Origin of the sequence: Tistlia sp. (genome assembly GCF_040905785.1) — a bacterium.
Lineage (GTDB): Bacteria > Pseudomonadota > Alphaproteobacteria > Kiloniellales > DSM-21159 > Tistlia.
On the sequence record NZ_JBBDQW010000016.1, the window covers coordinates 40944 to 58336 of the forward strand.

Annotated in this window: 16 protein-coding genes; 3 read left to right on the plus strand and 13 right to left on the minus strand. The window is 71.8% G+C overall.

Translation table 11 applies throughout. The annotated features are described in order from the left end of the window. Positions 1–82: 82 nt before the first annotated feature. Positions 83–292, minus strand: coding sequence for a cold-shock protein (locus tag WD341_RS04325; RefSeq protein ID WP_368424197.1), 210 nt, complete (start codon positions 290–292; stop codon positions 83–85). A 352-nt stretch (positions 293–644) separates the two neighbouring features. Here WD341_RS04325 and WD341_RS04330 point away from each other — a divergent pair, with 352 nt between their 5' ends. After that, positions 645–1055, plus strand: a complete 411-nt coding sequence (locus WD341_RS04330) for a VOC family protein (protein ID WP_368424198.1) — start codon at positions 645–647, stop codon at positions 1053–1055. Between the two features lie 27 nt (positions 1056–1082). On the opposite strand, the gene WD341_RS04335 is transcribed toward WD341_RS04330, so the two are convergent. Both WD341_RS04335 and WD341_RS04340 read right to left on the minus strand, forming a co-directional pair. After that, positions 1083–1904, minus strand: coding sequence for a 2-keto-4-pentenoate hydratase (locus WD341_RS04335; RefSeq protein ID WP_368424199.1), 822 nt, complete (start codon positions 1902–1904; stop codon positions 1083–1085). Between the two features lie 43 nt (positions 1905–1947). After that, positions 1948–2535, minus strand: a complete 588-nt coding sequence (locus tag WD341_RS04340) for a glutathione S-transferase family protein (RefSeq protein WP_368424200.1) — start codon at positions 2533–2535, stop codon at positions 1948–1950. 299 nt (positions 2536–2834) lie between these two features. On the opposite strand from WD341_RS04340, the gene WD341_RS04345 reads away from it, so the two are divergent. Together WD341_RS04345 and WD341_RS04350 are read left to right on the plus strand one after the other, a co-directional pair. Next, positions 2835–4361, plus strand: coding sequence for an NAD-dependent succinate-semialdehyde dehydrogenase (locus tag WD341_RS04345; RefSeq protein WP_368424201.1), 1527 nt, complete (start codon positions 2835–2837; stop codon positions 4359–4361). Positions 4362–4538: 177 nt separating this feature from the next. Next, positions 4539–5918 (plus strand): aspartate aminotransferase family protein, encoded by a 1380-nt coding sequence (locus tag WD341_RS04350; protein ID WP_368424202.1) that lies wholly within the window; start codon positions 4539–4541, stop codon positions 5916–5918. Between the two features lie 64 nt (positions 5919–5982). Here WD341_RS04350 and WD341_RS04355 read toward each other — a convergent pair whose 3' ends face one another. The 10 genes from WD341_RS04355 to WD341_RS04400 all read right to left on the minus strand — a co-directional run bounded on the left by WD341_RS04355 (position 5983) and on the right by WD341_RS04400 (position 17327). After that, the gene (locus WD341_RS04355; protein WP_368424203.1) at positions 5983–6564 is read right to left on the minus strand and encodes a biotin transporter BioY; all 582 of its coding nucleotides are present in this window, start codon (positions 6562–6564) and stop codon (positions 5983–5985) included. Between the two features lie 142 nt (positions 6565–6706). Beyond that, positions 6707–7678, minus strand: coding sequence for a biotin-dependent carboxyltransferase family protein (locus WD341_RS04360; protein WP_368424204.1), 972 nt, complete (start codon positions 7676–7678; stop codon positions 6707–6709). Further along, a complete protein-coding gene (locus WD341_RS04365) occupies positions 7668–8546 on the minus strand; it encodes an allophanate hydrolase subunit 1 (RefSeq protein WP_368424205.1) in 879 nt (292 codons plus the stop codon). Before WD341_RS04365 ends, WD341_RS04360 begins: the two co-directional genes overlap by 11 nt. Continuing rightward, positions 8546–9931 (minus strand): acetyl-CoA carboxylase biotin carboxylase subunit, encoded by a 1386-nt coding sequence (locus tag WD341_RS04370; RefSeq protein WP_368424206.1) that lies wholly within the window; start codon positions 9929–9931, stop codon positions 8546–8548. Before WD341_RS04370 ends, WD341_RS04365 begins: the two co-directional genes overlap by 1 nt. Before the next feature lie 7 nt (positions 9932–9938). After that, entirely contained in the window at positions 9939–10178 is a 240-nt protein-coding gene (locus WD341_RS04375) for an acetyl-CoA carboxylase (RefSeq protein WP_368424207.1), read from the minus strand. Positions 10179–10229: 51 nt separating this feature from the next. Beyond that, positions 10230–10961, minus strand: coding sequence for a LamB/YcsF family protein (locus WD341_RS04380; protein ID WP_368424208.1), 732 nt, complete (start codon positions 10959–10961; stop codon positions 10230–10232). A gap of 60 nt (positions 10962–11021) precedes the next feature. Further along, a complete protein-coding gene (locus tag WD341_RS04385) occupies positions 11022–12056 on the minus strand; it encodes an ABC transporter permease (protein WP_368424209.1) in 1035 nt (344 codons plus the stop codon). Next, entirely contained in the window at positions 12056–13627 is a 1572-nt protein-coding gene (locus tag WD341_RS04390; protein ID WP_368424210.1) for a sugar ABC transporter ATP-binding protein, read from the minus strand. Before WD341_RS04390 ends, WD341_RS04385 begins: the two co-directional genes overlap by 1 nt. 32 nt (positions 13628–13659) lie before the next feature. After that, complete coding sequence (gene torT / locus WD341_RS04395) at positions 13660–14754, minus strand: TMAO reductase system periplasmic protein TorT (protein WP_368424211.1); 1095 nt, start codon at positions 14752–14754, stop codon at positions 13660–13662. A gap of 209 nt (positions 14755–14963) precedes the next feature. Then, positions 14964–17327: a molybdopterin-dependent oxidoreductase gene (locus WD341_RS04400; protein ID WP_368424212.1), complete on the minus strand. Its 2364-nt coding sequence runs from the start codon at positions 17325–17327 to the stop codon at positions 14964–14966. Positions 17328–17393: the final 66 nt, after the last annotated feature.

Consider the following 17393-nt stretch of genomic DNA (forward strand, 5'->3'; position numbering starts at 1 on the left):
GGAGGACCGGTCGCGGGGCTCTTCAGACCTTCGCTCGTCCGGGCGGACCCGGTCGGAGCGGCAGGGCTTTCTGCGCAGCCGCTTAGGCGGAGCGCAGGTTCTCGGCCGAGGACTTGCCGCTACGGCTGTCCGCGACGATGTCGTAGGAGATCTTCTGGCCCTCGTTGAGGCCGCTCATGCCAGCGCGCTCGACGGCGCTGATGTGAACGAAGACGTCCTTGGAGCCGTCGTCGGGCTGGATGAAACCGAAGCCCTTCTGGCTATTGAACCACTTCACAGTTCCCGTGCTCATGGGAGATTCCTTTAGATACGAGTGTAGTCAAGCCGCGCCATTCGCAGCCCATACGATCGAGATTGTTCGGAAGGTCGTCAGTCTGGCGCGCTTGTCGCGGCGAGGCCAAGTCGTTCGGCCGAATCTCAAAAAAGAGTAAAGGGCATCGCGCCCCTGGTTGCAAGCGAAATCGCGTAGGCCTCGAGTCGGCCGAGCCCGCCGGCCGGCCCGCCCCGCCCGCGCGACCTTGCCCCGCCGGCCGATCCCTGGAGAATGGGCGCCGGCGCGGATGGCGGCTGGCGGCGATAAGGAGACGGACATGACGGGGATGCCAGGGACGGGGATGCCAGGGACGGGGATGTTAGGGACGGGGATGCCGGGGAGGATCCTGGGGCTCGACCACATCGTGCTGCGGGCGCGCGAGCCCGAGCGCCTGAAGCGCTTCTATTGCGAGGTCCTGGGCTGCAGCCTCGAGAAGGTCCAGGAAGCCATCGGCCTGACCCAACTGCGCGCCGGGCGCGCGCTCATCGACCTGGTCGACGTCGCCGGCCCGCTCGGACGGGCCGGCGGCGCGGCGCCCGGCGCCGAGGCCCGCAACCTCGACCATTTCTGCCTGCGCATCGAGCCTTTCGACGCCGCCGCCCTGACGGCGCATCTGCGCGCGCACGGCCTCGAGCCCGGGGAGGTCGTCAGCCGCTACGGAGCCGAGGGCGAGGGCCCGTCGCTCTACCTGGAGGACCCGGAGGGCAACAGCATCGAGCTCAAGGGCCCGCCGGCGGCCTGACCGAGGCCCCCTGCCCTATCACGCCAGTCACGCGAAGCGGACCTCGATGGCCTCCAGCGCGATGCCGCTCAGCCGGGTCTGCCAGCGCTCGCCGGGGGCGATCGGCAGGGCGCGGGTCAGGGTGCCGGTGGTGACCAGCTCGCCGGCGGCGAGCGGCGGGTTCACCGGATCCTCGGCGAGCAATCCGACCAGGTGACGCAGGGCCGACAGCGGGCCGTCGAGGACGTTGGCGGCACGGCCGCGATCCATCAGCGCCCCGTCGCGCCAGAGCTCGATCTCGAAGCCCGCAAGGCTGGCCAGCCACGCGCCCTGCCCGGCCGCCGGCACCGGGCGGCGCGGACCGACCAGCAGCGCGCCGTGCAGGCCGAAGGCGGCAACCGTGTCGGCGGGCGCGAAAACCCAGCCGGGAAAGACCGACTGCACGATCTCGAAGCCGTGGGCGACCCATTCGAGGCAGCCGAGAAGCGCCGCCTCGTCCATGCCCGGCTCGGGCGCTCTCGCGAGTCCCAGCACGATCTCCGGCTCCAGGCGCGGCTCCGCCAGGCCGGCCAGGGCGAAGCCCCCCGCGACCGCCGCGAGATCCCGGACCGTGCTGTCGTAGACCGGTCCCCAGATCGGTGCGTGGACGCCGTACTCATCCCAGATCGTGCGGTTGGTGAAGCCGATCTTGCGGCCGACGGGGGTCTCGCCGCGCGCCATTCGCAGCCGCCGGACCCGGTCCGTCACGCGGTAGGCGTCAGCGAGTCCCAGCCCGCCTTCGCGCTGGCTGAAGGGCCGGATCTGCCGGCCGCTGCCGAGCAGGCCGACTAGCTCTCCGGCGATGCCGTCCAGCGCGGCGCTTCTTCCCATCTCCGTCATCCCGCCTCCCTCGTCCCCGCCATCGCGGCCGCGCTCAGTCGGCGGGCCGCGTGGCCTTTGCGGCCGGCCGTCTCCGCTGCTCGTCCAGCCAAGCGAAGAGGCGATGGTGGTCGACCTCCCACTCCTCGACAAGCCGGTAGTGGTCCATGAGATCGAGGCCGCAGACAAGGGCCACCTGCGCCAGATCCCATGGCGCAGCTGCGCCGGCCTCGACCCGCTGGTCGAAATAGGCGAGGCAGCGGCCGGCGCGGCGGCGCTCGATCTCGATCAGGAAGGCCGAGCGCTCGGCCGGCTCGCGGCGGTGCTCCCGGACCCAGGCGGCGATGCCCTCGAGAAAGCCCAGCGCCATGGACTCGAAGGCGACCTCGGGCCAGCCGCGGCGCTCCGGGCGCCCGGAGTCCGACAGGCTTCGGAGATAGCGCCAGACGTTGGCGGCCTCGCCGAGCACCAGCTCCCCGTCCACGAGGGTCGGCACGCGGCAGACCGGGCTGTAGGCCAGCAGCGGGCTGTCCGGCGCACGGTTCTGGACGCGGACCATCTCTATGTCGGTTCGGCCGCTTTCCAGCGCCGCGATCCGGGCGATCCGCGCGTAGGGCGAATTCCGCGAGTAGAAGAGCTTCATCAGGGCTTCCGATCGGGCTGCCGATCCTGCCGCCGCCGCCCCGAGGCGCCCGTACCGGGACCCGGCGCTCGGCGATCTTCACCGATCCCGGGGCGGCGGTCACCCCTCCCGACGGCGAGCACCGGACGGCGCAGCCGCTCGAGACAGAAGATCCCGCTGCCGGGCGGCGCTTCGCCAGCCGTTCCTTCGGCGCCGGCCGGCCAGTTCAGCGGCACTTTCGGCGGCCTTTGCCCTAGCCTGGGGACCGGCTCCACACTGAACGCCCCCGCCCGAAACTCCCCTGAACCCGAGGTACGACCATGGCCCAGAGCGCGACCGCGACCCTCCGCACCGTCGGCACTCAGGCGAGCAATCCAGCGCAGGGCGCCGGGCTGCCGGAGCTCGTCGACCGCCGACTGTTCCGCGAGCTGTCCTACGTCGGCGGGCGCTGGACGGCGGCCGAGGACGCCCGGGCCCTCGACGTCCGCAATCCGGCCGACGGCAGCCTCGTCGGCCGCGTGCCGCTGCTCGGCGCGGCGGCCGCGACGGCCGCCGTCGCGGCGGCCCAGGACGCCTTTCCGGCCTGGCGGCGGGCGCTCGCCAAGGAGCGGGCGGCGCATCTGCGCGCCTGGTACGACCTGATCGTGGCTGCCCGGCGCGACCTCGCGCTGCTGATGGTCGCCGAGCAGGGCAAGCCGCTCGCCGAGGCCGAGGGCGAGATCGACTACGCCGCCTCCTTCGTCGCCTGGTACGCCGAGGAGGCGACGCGCCTCTCCGCCGAGGCCGCGCCGAGCCACCTGCCGAACGCCGAGACCTCGGTGCGCCGCGAGGCGATCGGCGTGGCGGCCCTGGTGACGCCCTGGAACTTCCCGACCGCCATGATCACCCGCAAGGCCGCGGCGGCCCTGGCGGCCGGCTGCACGGTCGTCGTCCACCCCTCCTCCGAGACGCCCTTCTCGGCGCTCGCCCTGGCCGAGCTCGCCGAGCGCGCCGGGCTCCCGGCCGGCGTCTTCAACGTCGTCACCGGCACGGCCTCGGAGATCGTCCCGGCCTGGTGCGCCGACACCCGGGTCCGCGCGCTCTCCTTCACCGGCTCGACCGAGATCGGCCGCCTGCTCGCCGGGCAGTGCGCGCCGACGGTCAAGCAGCTGATCCTGGAGCTCGGCGGCCACGCACCCTTCCTGGTCTTCGCCGACGCCGACCTCGACCGCGCCGTCGAGAGCTGCCTGTCGGCCAAGTTCGCGACCAGCGGCCAGGACTGCCTGGCGGCCAACCGGATCTATGTCGAGCGCCCGGTCTACCAGGCCTTCGTCGCGCGCTTCCTCGACCAGGTCCGCACCCTGAAGGTCGGGGCCGGCCTGGAGCCGGGCGTCGAGATCGGCCCGCTGATCCACGAGCGCGCCGTCGCCAAGATGGCCGAGCAGGTCGAAGACGCGGTCGGCCGCGGCGCCCGGCTGCTGGCCGGCGGCAAGCGCCACGACCTGGGCGGCTGCTTCTTCGAGCCGACGGTGCTGGCCGACGTGCCCGACGAGGCGCTGGTCTTCAACGAGGAGACCTTCGGGCCGATCGCGGCCTTGGCGCCTTTCGACAGCGAGGCCGAGGCGATCGCCAAGGCCAACGCCACGGAGTATGGCCTGATCGCCTACCTGCACAGCGGCGACCGGGCGCGGATCGCCCGCCTCGTCCCGGAGCTGGAGTACGGCATGGTCGCGGTCAACCGCACCAAGGTCACCGGCGCGCCGGTGCCCTTCGGCGGCGTCAAGCAGTCGGGCCTGGCCCGCGAGGGCGGCCGCGCCGGCATCGAGGCCTTCACCGAGCTGAAGTACGTCTGCGAGGAGGTCGGCTAGCACCGACGCGTCCGCGAAAATCCGCCCCTCACCCGCCTCGCTCGCGCTCGGCGCCCTCTCCCCCGAGGGGCGAGGGCTTTCATCGGGCACCGGTCCTCCCTCGCCCCTCGGGGGAAAGGGAGGGGCCCACGCGAAGCGTGGGAGAGTGAGGGCGAAACCACCAACGGGAGCCAAGTCATGCTGCAGAACCGCGATACCCTCGACGCCTGGGACCGCGACCACTTCTTCCATCCCTCGACCGCGATGGGCGCCCATGCCCGCGGCGAGTCGCCGAACCGGATCGTCACCGGCGGCGAAGGCGTCTACATCGTCGACCGCGACGGCAAGCGCAGCCTCGACGCCTTCGCCGGGCTCTACTGCGTCAACGTCGGCTACGGGCGCCAGGAGATCGCCGAGGCGATCGCCGAGCAGGCCCGGGAGCTGGCCTACTACCACTCCTACGCCGGCCACGGGACGGAGGCCTCGATCGCGTTGGCGCGCATGATCATCGAGCGCGCGCCCGAGAACATGAGCCACGTCTACTTCGGCCTGTCCGGTTCCGACGCCAACGAGACCCAGATCAAGCTGGTCTGGTACATCAACAACATCCTCGGCCGGCCCGAGAAGAAGAAGATCATCTCGCGCTGGCGCGGCTACCACGGCTCCGGGATCATGACCGGCAGCCTCACCGGCCTCGAGCTGTTCCATAATGCCTTCGACCTGCCGCGCGCGCCGATCCTGCACACCGAGGCGCCCTACCACTTCCGCTGCGACGACCCCAGCCTCGACGAGGAGGCCTTCGCGACCCGCTGCGCCGAGCGCCTGGAGGCGCTGATCGAGGCAGAGGGCGCCGACACCATCGCCGCCTTCATCGGCGAGCCGATCCTCGGCACCGGCGGCATCGTGCCGCCGCCGCGGACCTACTGGCAGAAGATCCAGGCGGTGCTGAGGAAGCACGACATCCTGCTGATCGCCGACGAGGTGGTCACCGGCTTCGGCCGCCTGGGCACGATGTTCGGCAGCCTCCACTACGGCATGGAGCCGGACCTGATCACCATCGCCAAGGGCCTGACCAGCGCCTACGCGCCGCTGTCCGGGGTGATCGTCAGCGAGAAGCTGTGGAAGGTGCTGGAGCAGGGCTCCGACCAGCTGGGCCCGATCGGCCACGGCTGGACCTACTCGGCCCACCCGCTGTGCGCCGCCGCCGGCGTCGCCAACCTGCAGCTGATCGACAAGCTGGGGCTGGTCGACAACGCCGGCAGCGTCGGCGCCTATTTCCGCAAGTCGCTTTCGGAGGCCTTGTCCAGCCACCCGATCGTCGGCGAGGTCCGTGGCGACGGCCTGCTGGCGGCGGTCGAGTTCGCCCGCGACAAGGACAGCCGCACGCTCTTCGACCCGGCGCTCAAGGTCGGCCCGAAGGTCGCCGCGGCGACCCTGGAGCGCGGCGTCATCGCCCGCGCCATGCCGCACGGCGACATCCTGGGCTTCGCGCCGCCGCTCTGCCTGACCCGCGAAGAGGCCGACACCGTGGTCGAGGCGGCCAAGGGCGCCGTCGAGGCGGTCGCCCGGACGCTGTAGGAGTTCTCCCGGGCTCCCTCCCCCTGGCCGGGCCGGCGTTCTCGCCGCGCCCGGCCTTTTCTCGTCAGCGCCGCTTCAGCAGCTTCCAGGCGGCCGGCAGCAGGGCCGCGGCGAGCGCGACCTTGACCGCCTCGCCGGCGAGGAAGGGCAGCAGGCCGGCCGCGACGGCCGCCTCGAAGCCGACCAGGGCGGACAGCCAGGCGAGGCCGCAGGCGAAGATCAGGAGGTCGCCGAGCAGCATCGCCAGGGCGCTGCTCGCCAGGCTGCGGCTCCAGCCGCGCTCGACCAGCCAGCCGACCGCGACGGCCGCGACCAGGAAGCCGGCGAGGTAGCCGCCGGTCGGTCCCAGCAGGTAGGCGGCACCCCCGCCGGCGGCGAAGACCGGCAGGCCGAGGGCGCCCTGGGCGAGGTAGAGCAGCACGGTGGCCGCGGCCAGGCGCCAGCCGAGAGCGGCGCCGAGCAGCAGCACGACGCCGGTCTGCAGGGTCATGGGCACCGGCCAGAAGGGCACCTGGATCTTGGCCGAGATCGTCAGCAGGGCGCTGCCGAGAACGGCCAGCAGCAGGCCGCGCAGCAGGCGGTTGTCGGCACGCGCCGGCCACAGGGCCCCGGCGAGGGTGGTGGGAGTAGTGGTGTTGTCGCTCACGAGGAGCCTCCTTGACTGTTCTCTCATCGTCATCCCCGCGAAGGCGGGGATCCATAGGAAGCGTCCGCACATGCCGCCTTTCCCAATGGATCCCCGCCTTCGCGGGGATGACGGCATGAGGGAAGCGCGATCCGGCGTGGCCCTAGCCCAGGGCCGCGCGCATCTTCTCGACCAGCGCCTGGCGCTCGTGGCGGGCCGCCAGGGCCTGGTCCATGTCGACCTTCACGAAGCGCGTCGGGGTGTGCGGCTGCATCTGGCCGATCAGGTCCATGTCGGCCGAGATCACCGTGCCGAGCATGAAGTATCCGCCGCCCGAGACCGCGTCGCGGTGCAGCACGATCGGCTCGGTGCCGCCCGGTACCTGCACCGAGCCGTAGGGGTAGCAGGCGTCGGTGATGTTGGAGGGGTCGGAGCCGGCGCCGAAGGGCGGCTCGCGCTCGACGAAGTCCAGCGACTGGCCGTCGCGGAAGCGGTAGCCCATGCGGTCGCACTCCGGCGCCACCTTCCAGGTGTCGTCGAAGAAGCTCTTCTGCGAGGCCTCGACCAGGCGATGCCAGTAGAGCCCCGGCAGCACGCGCAGCTCGACCGGGGCGCCAAGCTTGCGCCGCAGCGCCTCGGGCAGCGCGCGCCCGGCCTTGGCGCCGGCCGCCGCGCCGAGCGGCAGCAGGTCGCCGGCCTGGATCGCGCGACCCTCGTAGCCGCCGAGCGCGCCGATCGCGTAGGTCGAGCGGCTGCCGAGCGCCAGCGGCACGTCGATGCCGCCCGAGATCGCGATATAGGCGCGCGCGCCGCTCTTCAGGAAGTCGAAGCTGAGGACCTGCCCGGCCGCGACCGGGAAGGCGGTCCAGGGCGCCTGCTCCTCGCCGTCGACCCGGGGCGTCATCTCCGCCCCCGTGACGGCGACCAGCGCGTCCTCGGTGAACTCCAGCTCCGGGCCGATGAAGACGGCCTCCAGGGCGGCCGCGCCCTCGTCGTTGCCGACCAGCCGGTTGGCGGCGCGCAGGGCGTAGCGGTCCATCGCGCCGGAGATCGGGATGCCGAGGTGGTAGTAGCCCGGCCGGCCGAGGTCCTGGATCGTCGTGGCGAGGCCGCCGGCGATGACCTTAGTTGGCATGGAGGACCTCCTCGATCTTGCGGTTGTAGCCCTCGATGTCGCGGTTGAAGGCGTCGAGCGCGAAGGTGATCTTGCGGATCTTGGGCACGAAGCGGTCGGCGGCGACCTCCTCGAGGGCGGCATCGTAGCCGTCCCTGTCGATCGGCTGGAACTTGACCAGGTCGCCGGGCCGGAAGAAGACCATGAAGTCGCGCAGGTAGTTGAGCTTCTGCTGCGGGTCGAAGATCGGCATCGGCGTGATCCCGAACATCTGGTAGCCGCCGGCGCCGCGCACCGAGTAGATGCAGGAGAAGCAGCCGCCGTAGCCGACCGTCAGCTTCGGCGTGTCGGTGCGCGGCCTGAGGTACTTCGGCACCTGGATCTGCCGCTTGCGCTCGACCGTCTGGTAGAGGAACGGCAGCCCCGAGACGAAGCCGACCATGGAGACGAACCAGGGCGAGCCGGAATGCGCGGCGATGAAGGCCTCGACCGATTCGAAGCCGTTGATCCGGGCGGCGTAGTCCAGGTCGGTGCCGCTCGGGTCCTGGTGGCGCTCGCGGAAGCGCATCAGGGTCTCGTGGGTCCAGGGGTCCTGGTAGAAGACCGGCACCTCGATGACCCGGGTCTCCAGGCTCGGCTCGTGCCGCGCCGCCTCGGCCTCCAGCTTCTTCAGCTCGGCGACCATGTCGTCTGGCCGGATCACGTCCGGGTCGAACTTGATCTGGAAGGAGGCGTTCGCCGGACAGATCTCGGTGACGCCCTTGATGCCCGACTCGCGCACCGCGTCGGTAATGGCGAGGCTCTTGAAGAAGGCCTCCAGCGACATCTCCTCGTCGACCTCGACGAAGACGTGCTCGTCGCCGCCGAAGGTGTAGCGTGCTTCTCTCATCAGCCGGCGCCCTCCTCTTCTGATCCCAACTTGGTCGCGTTCGTCTCCAGCCAGCCCTCGAGCCAGCGCGTATGGTAGCGCGCCGCCCGCACCTCGGGGTCGGCGGCGAGCGCCAGGTGCAGCGGCGCCGTGGTCTTGACGCCCTCGATCCGCAGCTCGCCGAGCGCCCGGCTGAGCCGGGCCAGCGCGCGCGGCCGGTCCTCTGCCCAGACGATCAGCTTGCCGAGCAGCGAGTCGTAGAAGGGCGGGATCGCGTAGCCCGGGTAGAGCAGGCTGTCGAAGCGCACGCCCGGCCCGCCGGGCACGCGCAGGTCCGAGACGAGGCCGGGGAAGGGCATGAAGCCGTTGGCCGGGTCCTCGGCGTTGATACGCACCTCGATGGCGTGGCCCGACAGCGCGATCTGCTCCTGGCGCAGCGACAGCGGCGCGCCTCCGGCGATGGCCAGCATTTCGGCGATCAGGTCGATGCCGGTGACGCACTCGGTCACGGGATGCTCGACCTGGATGCGCGTGTTCATCTCGATGAAGAAGAAGTCCCCGCCGTCCTCGTCGTAGAGGAACTCGACGGTGCCGGCGCCGCGGTAGCGGACCGCCTCGGCCAGGCGCACGGCGGCGGCGCAGAGCTGTTCGCGGACCGCCGGATCGAGGCCGATCGCCGGCGCCTCCTCCCAGACCTTCTGGCGCCGGCGCTGCAGCGAGCACTCGCGCTCGAAGCAGTGCACGACCCGCTCGCCGTCGCCGAGCAGCTGGACCTCGACGTGGCGCGCCCGGGGAATCGCCTTCTCGACGTAGAGCCCGCCGTCGCCGAAGGCGGCCTTGGCCTCGGCGCCGGCCTGGTGGAACAGCCTGTCGAACTCGTGCTCGTCGTGGGCGATGCGGATGCCGCGGCCGCCGCCGCCGGCGGCGGCCTTGATCAGCACCGGGTAGCCGGTTTCCGCCAGGATCCCGCGCGCCGCCTCGACGCTCTCCAGCCGGCCGCGGCTGCCCGGCACCACCGGCACCCCGGCCTCCATCGCCGCCTCGCGGGCCGCGACCTTGTCGCCCATCCGGCGGATCGTCGCCGCGCTCGGCCCGACGAAGACGATGCCGGCCTCCTCGACCGCCGCGGCGAAGGCGGCGTTCTCGGCCAGGAAGCCGTAGCCCGGGTGGATCGCGTCGGCGCCGGCCTCGCGCGCGGCCGCCAGGATCGCGCCGATGTCGAGATAGGACTTGGAGGCCGGCGCCGGCCCGATCTCGATGGCGGCGTCGGCCAGCTGCACCGCCAGCGAGTCGGCGTCGGCGGCGCTGTGCGCCTGCACCGTGCGGATGCCCAGCTCGCGCGCCGCCCGCACGATCCGGACGGCGATCTCGCCGCGGTTGGCGATCAGCAGGGTGGCGATGGCCATCGGCGGCTCAGCCCTCGAGCGTGGCGAGCCGCTGGCCGGCCTGGACCGGCCCCTCGTTCTCGACGAGGAACTCGGCGATCCGCCCCTCGACCGTCGACTTGACCTCGTGGAACGACTTCATGACCTCGACCAGGCCGACCACGTCGCCCTTGGCGACGCTGTCCCCGACCTCCTTGTAGGGCGGCTGGTCGGGCGCCGGGCGCCGGTAGAAAGTGCCGGGGAGCGGCGAGATGATCTGGTCGGCCATGGTCTGCCTCCTGCTGGTTCTGTCTTGCGGGCGTGCGGCGGTCGCGGGCGCTCAGGCGGCGGCGAGGTAGGGCTTCACGGTCTCGCGGACTCGCGCCGCGACGGCGACGGCGTTGGGTGTGTCGGAGTGCACGCAGATGGTGTCGCTGCCGACCCGCACGGTCTTGCCGCCGACCGAGGTCGTGGTGCCCTCCTTGATCGCGGTCAAGCTGCGCTGGGCGGCGCGCTCGGGATCGACCGCCTCGTGCTCGCGGGTGATCAGCAGGCCGCCGTCGTCGGCGTACTCCAGGTCGGCGTAGTACTCGCCGACGAACTGGTGGCCGCGCGCCTTGTAGACCTCCTCGTGCAGGCAATTGACCATACCGTAGAGCGGCACGCGGAAGATGTCGGCGACGTCGGCGACCGCCTGGGCGATCGGCTCCAGACGCGCCGCCATGCCGTAGAGCGCGCCGTGCGGCTTGATGTGGTTCAGCGTCATGCCCTCGGCCTCGAGGAAGCCCTTGAGCGCGCCGACCTGGTAGATCAGGCAGTTCGCCAGCTCCTCGCGCTCGATCTTCATCTCGCGCCGGCCGAAGCCCTGCAGGTCGGGCAGCGAGGGGTGGGCGCCGACCCTGACGCCGTGCTGCCTGGCCAGGCGCACGGTCTTGCGCATGTGGTTGAAGTCGGAGGCGTGGAAGCCGCAGGCGACGTTGGCGGCCGTGATCAGCGGCATCATCCCCTCGTCGTCGCCCATGCGGTAGAGCCCGAAGCTCTCGCCCATGTCGCAGTTGATCATCGTCGGCATCTCGTTTCCTCCTTTGGCGGGGCCGCTCTGCCGCCAGGCGACGGCGGCCCTTGTTTGCCGTCAGTCTTTCAGGTCGGCGATGTAGCGCAGCCGGATCTGGTCGGCGACCACAGCCAGAATCAGCAGCGCGCCCAGCACCACGGTCTGCAGATAGGATTCGATGCGCGCCAGGTTCATGCCGTTCTGCACCAGTCCGATGAACAGCGCGCCGAGCACGACGTTCTCGACCCGGCCGACGCCGCCGCGCAGCGAGACGCCGGCGATGACGCAGGCGGCGATCGATTCCAGGGGCATGGAAGCGCCGATGTTGGCCTCCCCGGTGTCCAGGCGCGCGGTCAGCAGCATGCCGCCGACGGCCGCCAGCAGGGCGGCGACGACGTAGGTCAGGAACAGCACCGTGCGGGTGCCGATGCCGGAGAGGCGCGCAGCCTTGATGTTTCCGCCGACGGCGTAGAGCCAGCGGCCGAAGGGCGTCCAGGCGACCAGCAGGTAGACCAGCAGGATCAGCGCCGCGGTCACGTAGATCGGCACCGCGATGCCGAACCAGGTGCCGAAGCCGAAGACGTCGCCGAAGGCCACCGGCATGCCGTAGACCGGCACGCCGCCGGTCAGGAACAGGGCGATGCCGAAGCCGACCGAGGCCATGCCCAGGGTCATGATGAAGGGCGAGACGTTGAACAGCGCGACGCCGATGCCGTTGGCGACGCCGATCGCCGTGCCGGCCAGGACGCCGGCCAGGACCCCGGCCGCGATCGCCAGCGCCGGCGCCTCGGGCATCGCCCCGTAGACCGTCGCCATGGTCATGGCGCCGACCACGGAGGAGAGCGCCAGCACCGTGCCGACCGACAGGTCGAAGCCGCCGGTCAGCAGCGCGAACATCTGGCCCAGCGAGACGATGGTGAGATAGACCGACTGCCGCACCACGTTCATCAGGTTGCGGCCGGTCAGGAAGTTGTCCGACATCAGCGTGAAGACGACGACCGCGACGATCAGCAGGAAGGGCAGCACGCCGAGGCGCACGAACAGCCGCTTCAGCCACAGCATCGGGTCGCGGCGCGGCGCCTCCTCCCTTTCCGTCGAATCCCCTCCTGCCATCAGGCGGCGTCCCTTTCGAAGAAGTGGCCGAGCACGGCCTCCTCGGTGATCTCCTCGCCGGCCAGCTCGGCCTGCACCCGGCCGCGGTAGAAGACGTAGGCGCGGTGGCTGAGGTGCAGCACCTCCGGCAGGTCCGAGGAGATCAGCAGGATCCCGGCACCGGCCTCGCAGAGGTCGCGGATGAACTCGTAAATCGCGACGCGCGTGCCGACGTCGACGCCGACCGTGGGCTCGTCGAAGGCGAAGACCTGGGCCGGGCGGGTCAGGCACTTGGCCAGCATGACCTTCTGCTGGTTGCCGCCCGAGAAGGCGCCGGCGACGCGCTCGATGTGCGGCGGCTGCAGGTTGAGCTGCTCGGCGAGCTCGCGCACCCGGTCGCGCTCGCCGGTGCGGTCGAGCAGCGGGCCGCGGCTGAAGGGCGCCAGGCCGAGCGACGCCAGCCCGACGTTCTCGCGCACCGAGCGCATCATCACCAGGCCCTCCTCGCGCCGGTCCGGCGGCACGTAGAAGAAGCCGCGCCTGAGCATCTGGCGGGGGCCGAGGCCGGTCACCGTCTCGCCCTTCAGGCGGACCGTGCCGCCGACGATCTTCTCCAGGCCGAAGCAGGCGCGGGCGATCTCGGACTTGCCGGAGCCGACCAGGCCGGCAAGGCCGACGATCTCGCCGGCGCGCACCGACAGGGAGGCGTCGCGCAGGCTGCCGCTCGCCGTCGTCAGCCCCTCGACCGAGAGTAGCTCGACGCCGGGGCGGAAGGCGACCTTCGGGAAGAGCTCCTCGAAGACGCGCCCGGTCATCAGGCGGACCAGGTCCTCTTCCGAGGTCGTCTGGGCGTCGACCGTGTCGACGTAGCGACCGTCGCGCAGCACGGTGATGCGGTCGCCGATGCGGCGGATCTCGCTGAGCCGGTGCGTGATGTAGATGACGCCGACGCCCTCGGCCTTGATCTGCGCGATCAGCTCGAACAGCTGCGCCGTCTCGCGCTCGGTCAAGGAGGCCGTCGGCTCGTCGAGGATCAGCACCGAAAGCTCGGAGCGGAAGGCCTTGGCGATCTCGACCATCTGCTGCTCGGCGCGGGTCAGGTGCAGGACCCGGTCGCGCGGACGCAGCGGAAAGCCGAGCCGCTTCAGGATCTCCTCGGCGCGCGCATGCAGGGCGGCGCGGTCGAGCAGCCCGAAGCGGGTGTTCTCGGCACCGAGGAAGAGGTTCTCCTCGACGGTCATCTGCGGCACCAGGGAGAACTCCTGGAAGACCGCCGAGATGCCGAGGCCGCGGGCGTGATGGACCGAGCCGAGCTCGACCGGCTCGCCGCGGAAGCGGATCTCGCCGTCGCTCGGCTTGAGCGCGCCGGCGAGCAGCGAGATCAGGGTCGACTTGCCGGCGCCGTTCTCGCCGAACAGCACGTGGACCTCGCCGGCCCGCAGCGCAAAGTCGACGCGGTCGAGCGCCAGCACGCCGGGAAAGCGCCGGCTGACGCCCCTCACCTCGAGCAGGAGCGGCTCGCCGGGCGCCGGCTCCGGCGGGCGGGCGGCCCGGTCGCCCGGGCCGCCCTCCTGGTCGGTCTGCAGGCTCATGGTCGAGCGAGAGTCCGCCGGTTCTAGAGCGACTACTCGCCGACCCGGAACACCGGCCTGAAGCCGTCCGGCGCCAGGGCCGCGGCCTGGTCGAAGGAGTCGATGTTCTCCTCGGTGATCACGTAGAGCGCGGGACCCGCGTGCTTGACGTAGTCCTTGCCCTCGAGGATGCGCACCGCCTGGTCGACGGCGATGCGGCCCTGAATCACCGTCGAGTCGGTCGGGGCCGCCAGGATCTGGCCGCGCTTGATGCCCTGGAAGACGCCCGGCGTGAAGTAATAGGAGACGACCTTGATCTGGTCGGACAGGCCGCGCGAGCGCAGCACCGGCACCGCCGCCTCGGCGGTCACCGCCGTGCCGACGATGTAGTCGAGGTCCGGATAGGCCTCCAGGGTGTCCTCGACCAGCTTCGATTGCACCTCCTTGCCGGTGTCGCCGTATTTGGTGTCGACGACCTCGACGGCGCTGCCCTCGATGGCGCCCAGGAAGCCGGTGTTGCCGGCCTCGACCCAGCCGGCGCCGGCCGGGCCCGGGAACCAGGCGACCTTCACCGGGTCGCTGCCGGCCGGATGCAGGCCGGCGACGTACTCGCCCGCCTTGGCGCCCATCTCGCCGAAGGAGACCAGCGACTTGGCCGAGAGCTCCGGCGAGGAGATTCCGTTGATCACGTCGATCACGGGGATGCCCTTGCCGCGCACTTGCGAGACCAGGTTGTTGAGGCCGTCGTAGGAGATCGCACCGATGATCACGGCGTCGGCGCCGGCCTCGACGCAGTCCTCGATCTGCGAGATCTGGGTGTTGAGCTCGGTGTAGCCGCCGGCGTCGGCGAGCGTCATGCCGACGCCCAGACGCTTGGCCTCCTCGGCGACGCCGTAGTCGACGGCCAGCCAGTAGGCGTCCTTCATGTGCGGGAAGGAGACGCAGATCTCCCAGGCCTTGGAGGCCTTGTCGAGCGGCTCGTAGTCGACCGTCGTGCGCGGGCTCGCCATGTCGAAGGGCGGGTCCCAGACCTCGACCGAATAGGGGTACCAGTCCTCGGCGAGCGCGCCGCCGGCGAAGCCGGCCCCGGCCGCCAGCGTGGTCACGAGCGCAAGGCCGCGCCCTCTCGTCATCGCGAAAGCTGTCATCTCGCATCTCCCTGTTCACCGGCCGGCATCGGCGCCGGCCGTCCCGTGAAAAGCCCCCGCAGCGTCGTTCTTGTTGCTTCGCTGCCGAGGCTTATCGTTGCGGTTGCGAGGGGTATTGTGAAATAGGAAATGATGGAGACTGATATTAGGAAAACTGATATCGCTTGCCCATGAGCTCGCCCGCTGCCTCGCCGCCGCGTCCGCCTGAGTCAGGCGGCGGGCGCGATGCGGCAGGCCTGGCTGCGCAGGTTGGGCGCACCGGAGATCGGGTCGCAGGGCGGATCGGCGAGCAGCGCGTTGTAGTTGACGCTGCCGGCGCCGAAGGCCGGATGGCGGGTCACCTCCGCGCCCTCCTGGCTGAGCCACCAGCCGTACTGCGCAACGACCAGGCCGGGCCGGAGCTGCGGGTTGAAGCTGGCGCGCAGGCGGATGCGCGCCGCCGGGGTCTCGATCCACAGCCAGGCGTCCTTGGCGATGCCGTGGGCCGCCGCTGTCTGCGGATTGAGCTCCGCGCGCGGCACCGGTGCGACGCGGCGCAGGCTCGGCAGGTTGCGGTGCTGGCTGTGGCAGTACTGCGGCAGCTTCGCGCAGGACAGCAGCAGCGGCCAGGCGTCGGCCTCCTCCGCGCCCTCGCCCTCGGCCGTCCGCGGCGCGGCGCGCGAGGCGACGAAGGCCGGGACGGCGTCGTAGCCGTGGCGCCGCAGCAACTCGGAGTAGATCTCGACCCGGCCGGTCTCGGTGGCGAAGCCGCGCGGGCGCTCGCCGAGCGGCTCGGCGTACTTGCGGTAGCGCTGGTCGAGTGCCACCTCGATGCCCTCGGGCCGGGCGCGCAGGGCCTCGGGCGTCAGGCCCAGGGCCGAGAGGCGGTGGCGCAGGCCGGCCTCCGGATCGCCGCCGAAGAAGCGGTTCTCGAGGCCGAGCCGCGCCGCCAGCTCGAAGGCGATCGCGCTATCGGAACGCGCCTCACCCGGCGGCGCTACGACCGGCCGGCGCAGCTGCACCCGCTCGGCGCCCTCGACCAGCCGCCCGAAGCCGAGCCGCAGCCCCTCGTGCTCCCAGGCCGAGGTGACCGGCAGCACGAGGTCGGCGAGCTCCGCCGTCGGCGTCATGAACAGCTCGGTGTGGACGTGGAACTCGAGGGCCAGCAGGGCCGCGCGCAGGCGCACCGGGTCGGGCTGCGAGATCATCAGGTTGGAGCCGAAGGCGACGAGCGCGCGCGGCCGGTAGGGCGCGCCGGTCTCGACCGCCCGGCAGAAGTCGGCGGCCGTGACCCAGCCGTCGGCCGCCGGCCCCAGCGGCCGTTCGGCGAGACCCAGCGTCCGCGCCCGCTGGCGCTCCGTGACCAGGTCCTTGCCGGCGACCGCGGGTGCCGGCACCGCCGGCAGCTGCAGGTTGCCGCCCGGCGCGTCGTAGCTGCCGAGCAGGGCGTAGAGCAGCGTCATGGCGCGCGCCGTCTGGGTCGCGTTGTCGTGCTGTCCGACGCCGGTCCAGGCGTAGTAGCCGGCCGGCCGCGCCTCCCAGAGCAGGTCGGCCGCGGCCTCGACCTGGGCGGCCGGCACGCCGGTGACCGCCTCGGTGCGGGCCGGCGTCCAGTCGGCGCAGAGCCGCCGGTAATGCTCGAAGGCGGGCCGGCAGGCGACGCCCTCGACCGTCACCGGCCCCTCCAGGGCCGGCGTCACGCCGAGCGCCGAGGGCAGCCGCCCCTCCAGAGCGACCGCCTGGCCCCGCTCCGCGTCCCAGCAGAGATAGCTGTCGCCGCGGCGCAGGAAGCGGCCGTCGTCCTCGCGCACCAGGAAGGGGCCGTTGCTCCAGTCCTCGAGGAAGCCGCGGTCGAAGCACCCGCTCTCGAGCAGCCGGTTGGCGAGGCCGAGGGCGAGCGCCCCGTCGGTGCCCGGATGGGGCGCCAGCCAGAGGTCGGCCTTGACCGCCGGGCCGGCGCGCCGCGGATCGACGACGATCACCTTGGCCCCGCGCGCCCGCGCCGCGTTCAGGCGCTGGGCATGGGTCAGCCAGGCGGTGCTCGGATTGTGGCCCCACATCAGCAGGCAGCCGGCCTGCTCGAAGTCCGGCACGCCGATGCCCTCGCCGAAGGTGAAGACCGGGGCATGGTCCTTGTGCCAGTTGCAGAGCTCGGTGGCGTAGATCGTGTTGCTGGCGCCGAAGGCGCGGACCAGCCGCTCGACCCAGTCGATGTGGTCCGACATGGCGGTGCCGCTCGGCGTGGTGATCGCGAAGGCCACCGCCTCCGGGCCGGACTCGGCGGCGATTGCGGTCATGCGCCGCGCGACCTCCCCGAGCGCCTCGTCCCAGCCGATCTCCTGCCAGCCGGGGTCGGCCGCGCCCTTGGGATTGGTCCGGCGCAGCGGCCGGGTCAGGCGGTCGGGATGGTGCACCAGCTCCGGCGCCGCCCGGCCCTTGGCGCAGAGGTGCTCGCCCGTCGGGTGGCCGGGGTCGGGCTCGACGGCGACCAGCCGGCCGTCCTCGACGACGTTGATGCAGCCGCAGCGCGAACGGCAGAGCGCGCAGAAGCCGTGATGCCGCTCCTGCCCCGCTGCCTCGGTCCCACTCTCCACGATGGCTCCCTTCCGGACGGTCGGCGCCGGCAGCCGCGACCGACAAGCCCGCAGTCTAGGGATGCG

Excerpts from the sequence above, each read along its gene's own strand:
- WD341_RS04345 (WP_368424201.1), top strand. The coding sequence starts at position 2,835 with ATGGCCCAGAGCGCGACCGCGACCCTCCGCACCGTCGGCACTCAGGCG.
- WD341_RS04380 (WP_368424208.1), bottom strand. The coding sequence starts at position 10,961 with ATGCCGACGATGATCAACTGCGACATGGGCGAGAGCTTCGGGCTCTAC.
- WD341_RS04370 (WP_368424206.1), bottom strand. The coding sequence starts at position 9,931 with ATGGCCATCGCCACCCTGCTGATCGCCAACCGCGGCGAGATCGCCGTC.
- WD341_RS04365 (WP_368424205.1), bottom strand. The coding sequence starts at position 8,546 with ATGAGAGAAGCACGCTACACCTTCGGCGGCGACGAGCACGTCTTCGTC.
- WD341_RS04340 (WP_368424200.1), bottom strand. The coding sequence starts at position 2,535 with ATGAAGCTCTTCTACTCGCGGAATTCGCCCTACGCGCGGATCGCCCGG.
- WD341_RS04350 (WP_368424202.1), top strand. The coding sequence starts at position 4,539 with ATGCTGCAGAACCGCGATACCCTCGACGCCTGGGACCGCGACCACTTC.
- WD341_RS04390 (WP_368424210.1), bottom strand. The coding sequence starts at position 13,627 with ATGAGCCTGCAGACCGACCAGGAGGGCGGCCCGGGCGACCGGGCCGCC.
- WD341_RS04375 (WP_368424207.1), bottom strand. The coding sequence starts at position 10,178 with ATGGCCGACCAGATCATCTCGCCGCTCCCCGGCACTTTCTACCGGCGC.
- torT (WP_368424211.1), bottom strand. The coding sequence starts at position 14,754 with ATGACAGCTTTCGCGATGACGAGAGGGCGCGGCCTTGCGCTCGTGACC.
- WD341_RS04335 (WP_368424199.1), bottom strand. The coding sequence starts at position 1,904 with ATGGGAAGAAGCGCCGCGCTGGACGGCATCGCCGGAGAGCTAGTCGGC.
- WD341_RS04385 (WP_368424209.1), bottom strand. The coding sequence starts at position 12,056 with ATGGCAGGAGGGGATTCGACGGAAAGGGAGGAGGCGCCGCGCCGCGAC.
- WD341_RS04360 (WP_368424204.1), bottom strand. The coding sequence starts at position 7,678 with ATGCCAACTAAGGTCATCGCCGGCGGCCTCGCCACGACGATCCAGGAC.
- WD341_RS04325 (WP_368424197.1), bottom strand. The coding sequence starts at position 292 with ATGAGCACGGGAACTGTGAAGTGGTTCAATAGCCAGAAGGGCTTCGGT.
- WD341_RS04330 (WP_368424198.1), top strand. The coding sequence starts at position 645 with ATGCCGGGGAGGATCCTGGGGCTCGACCACATCGTGCTGCGGGCGCGC.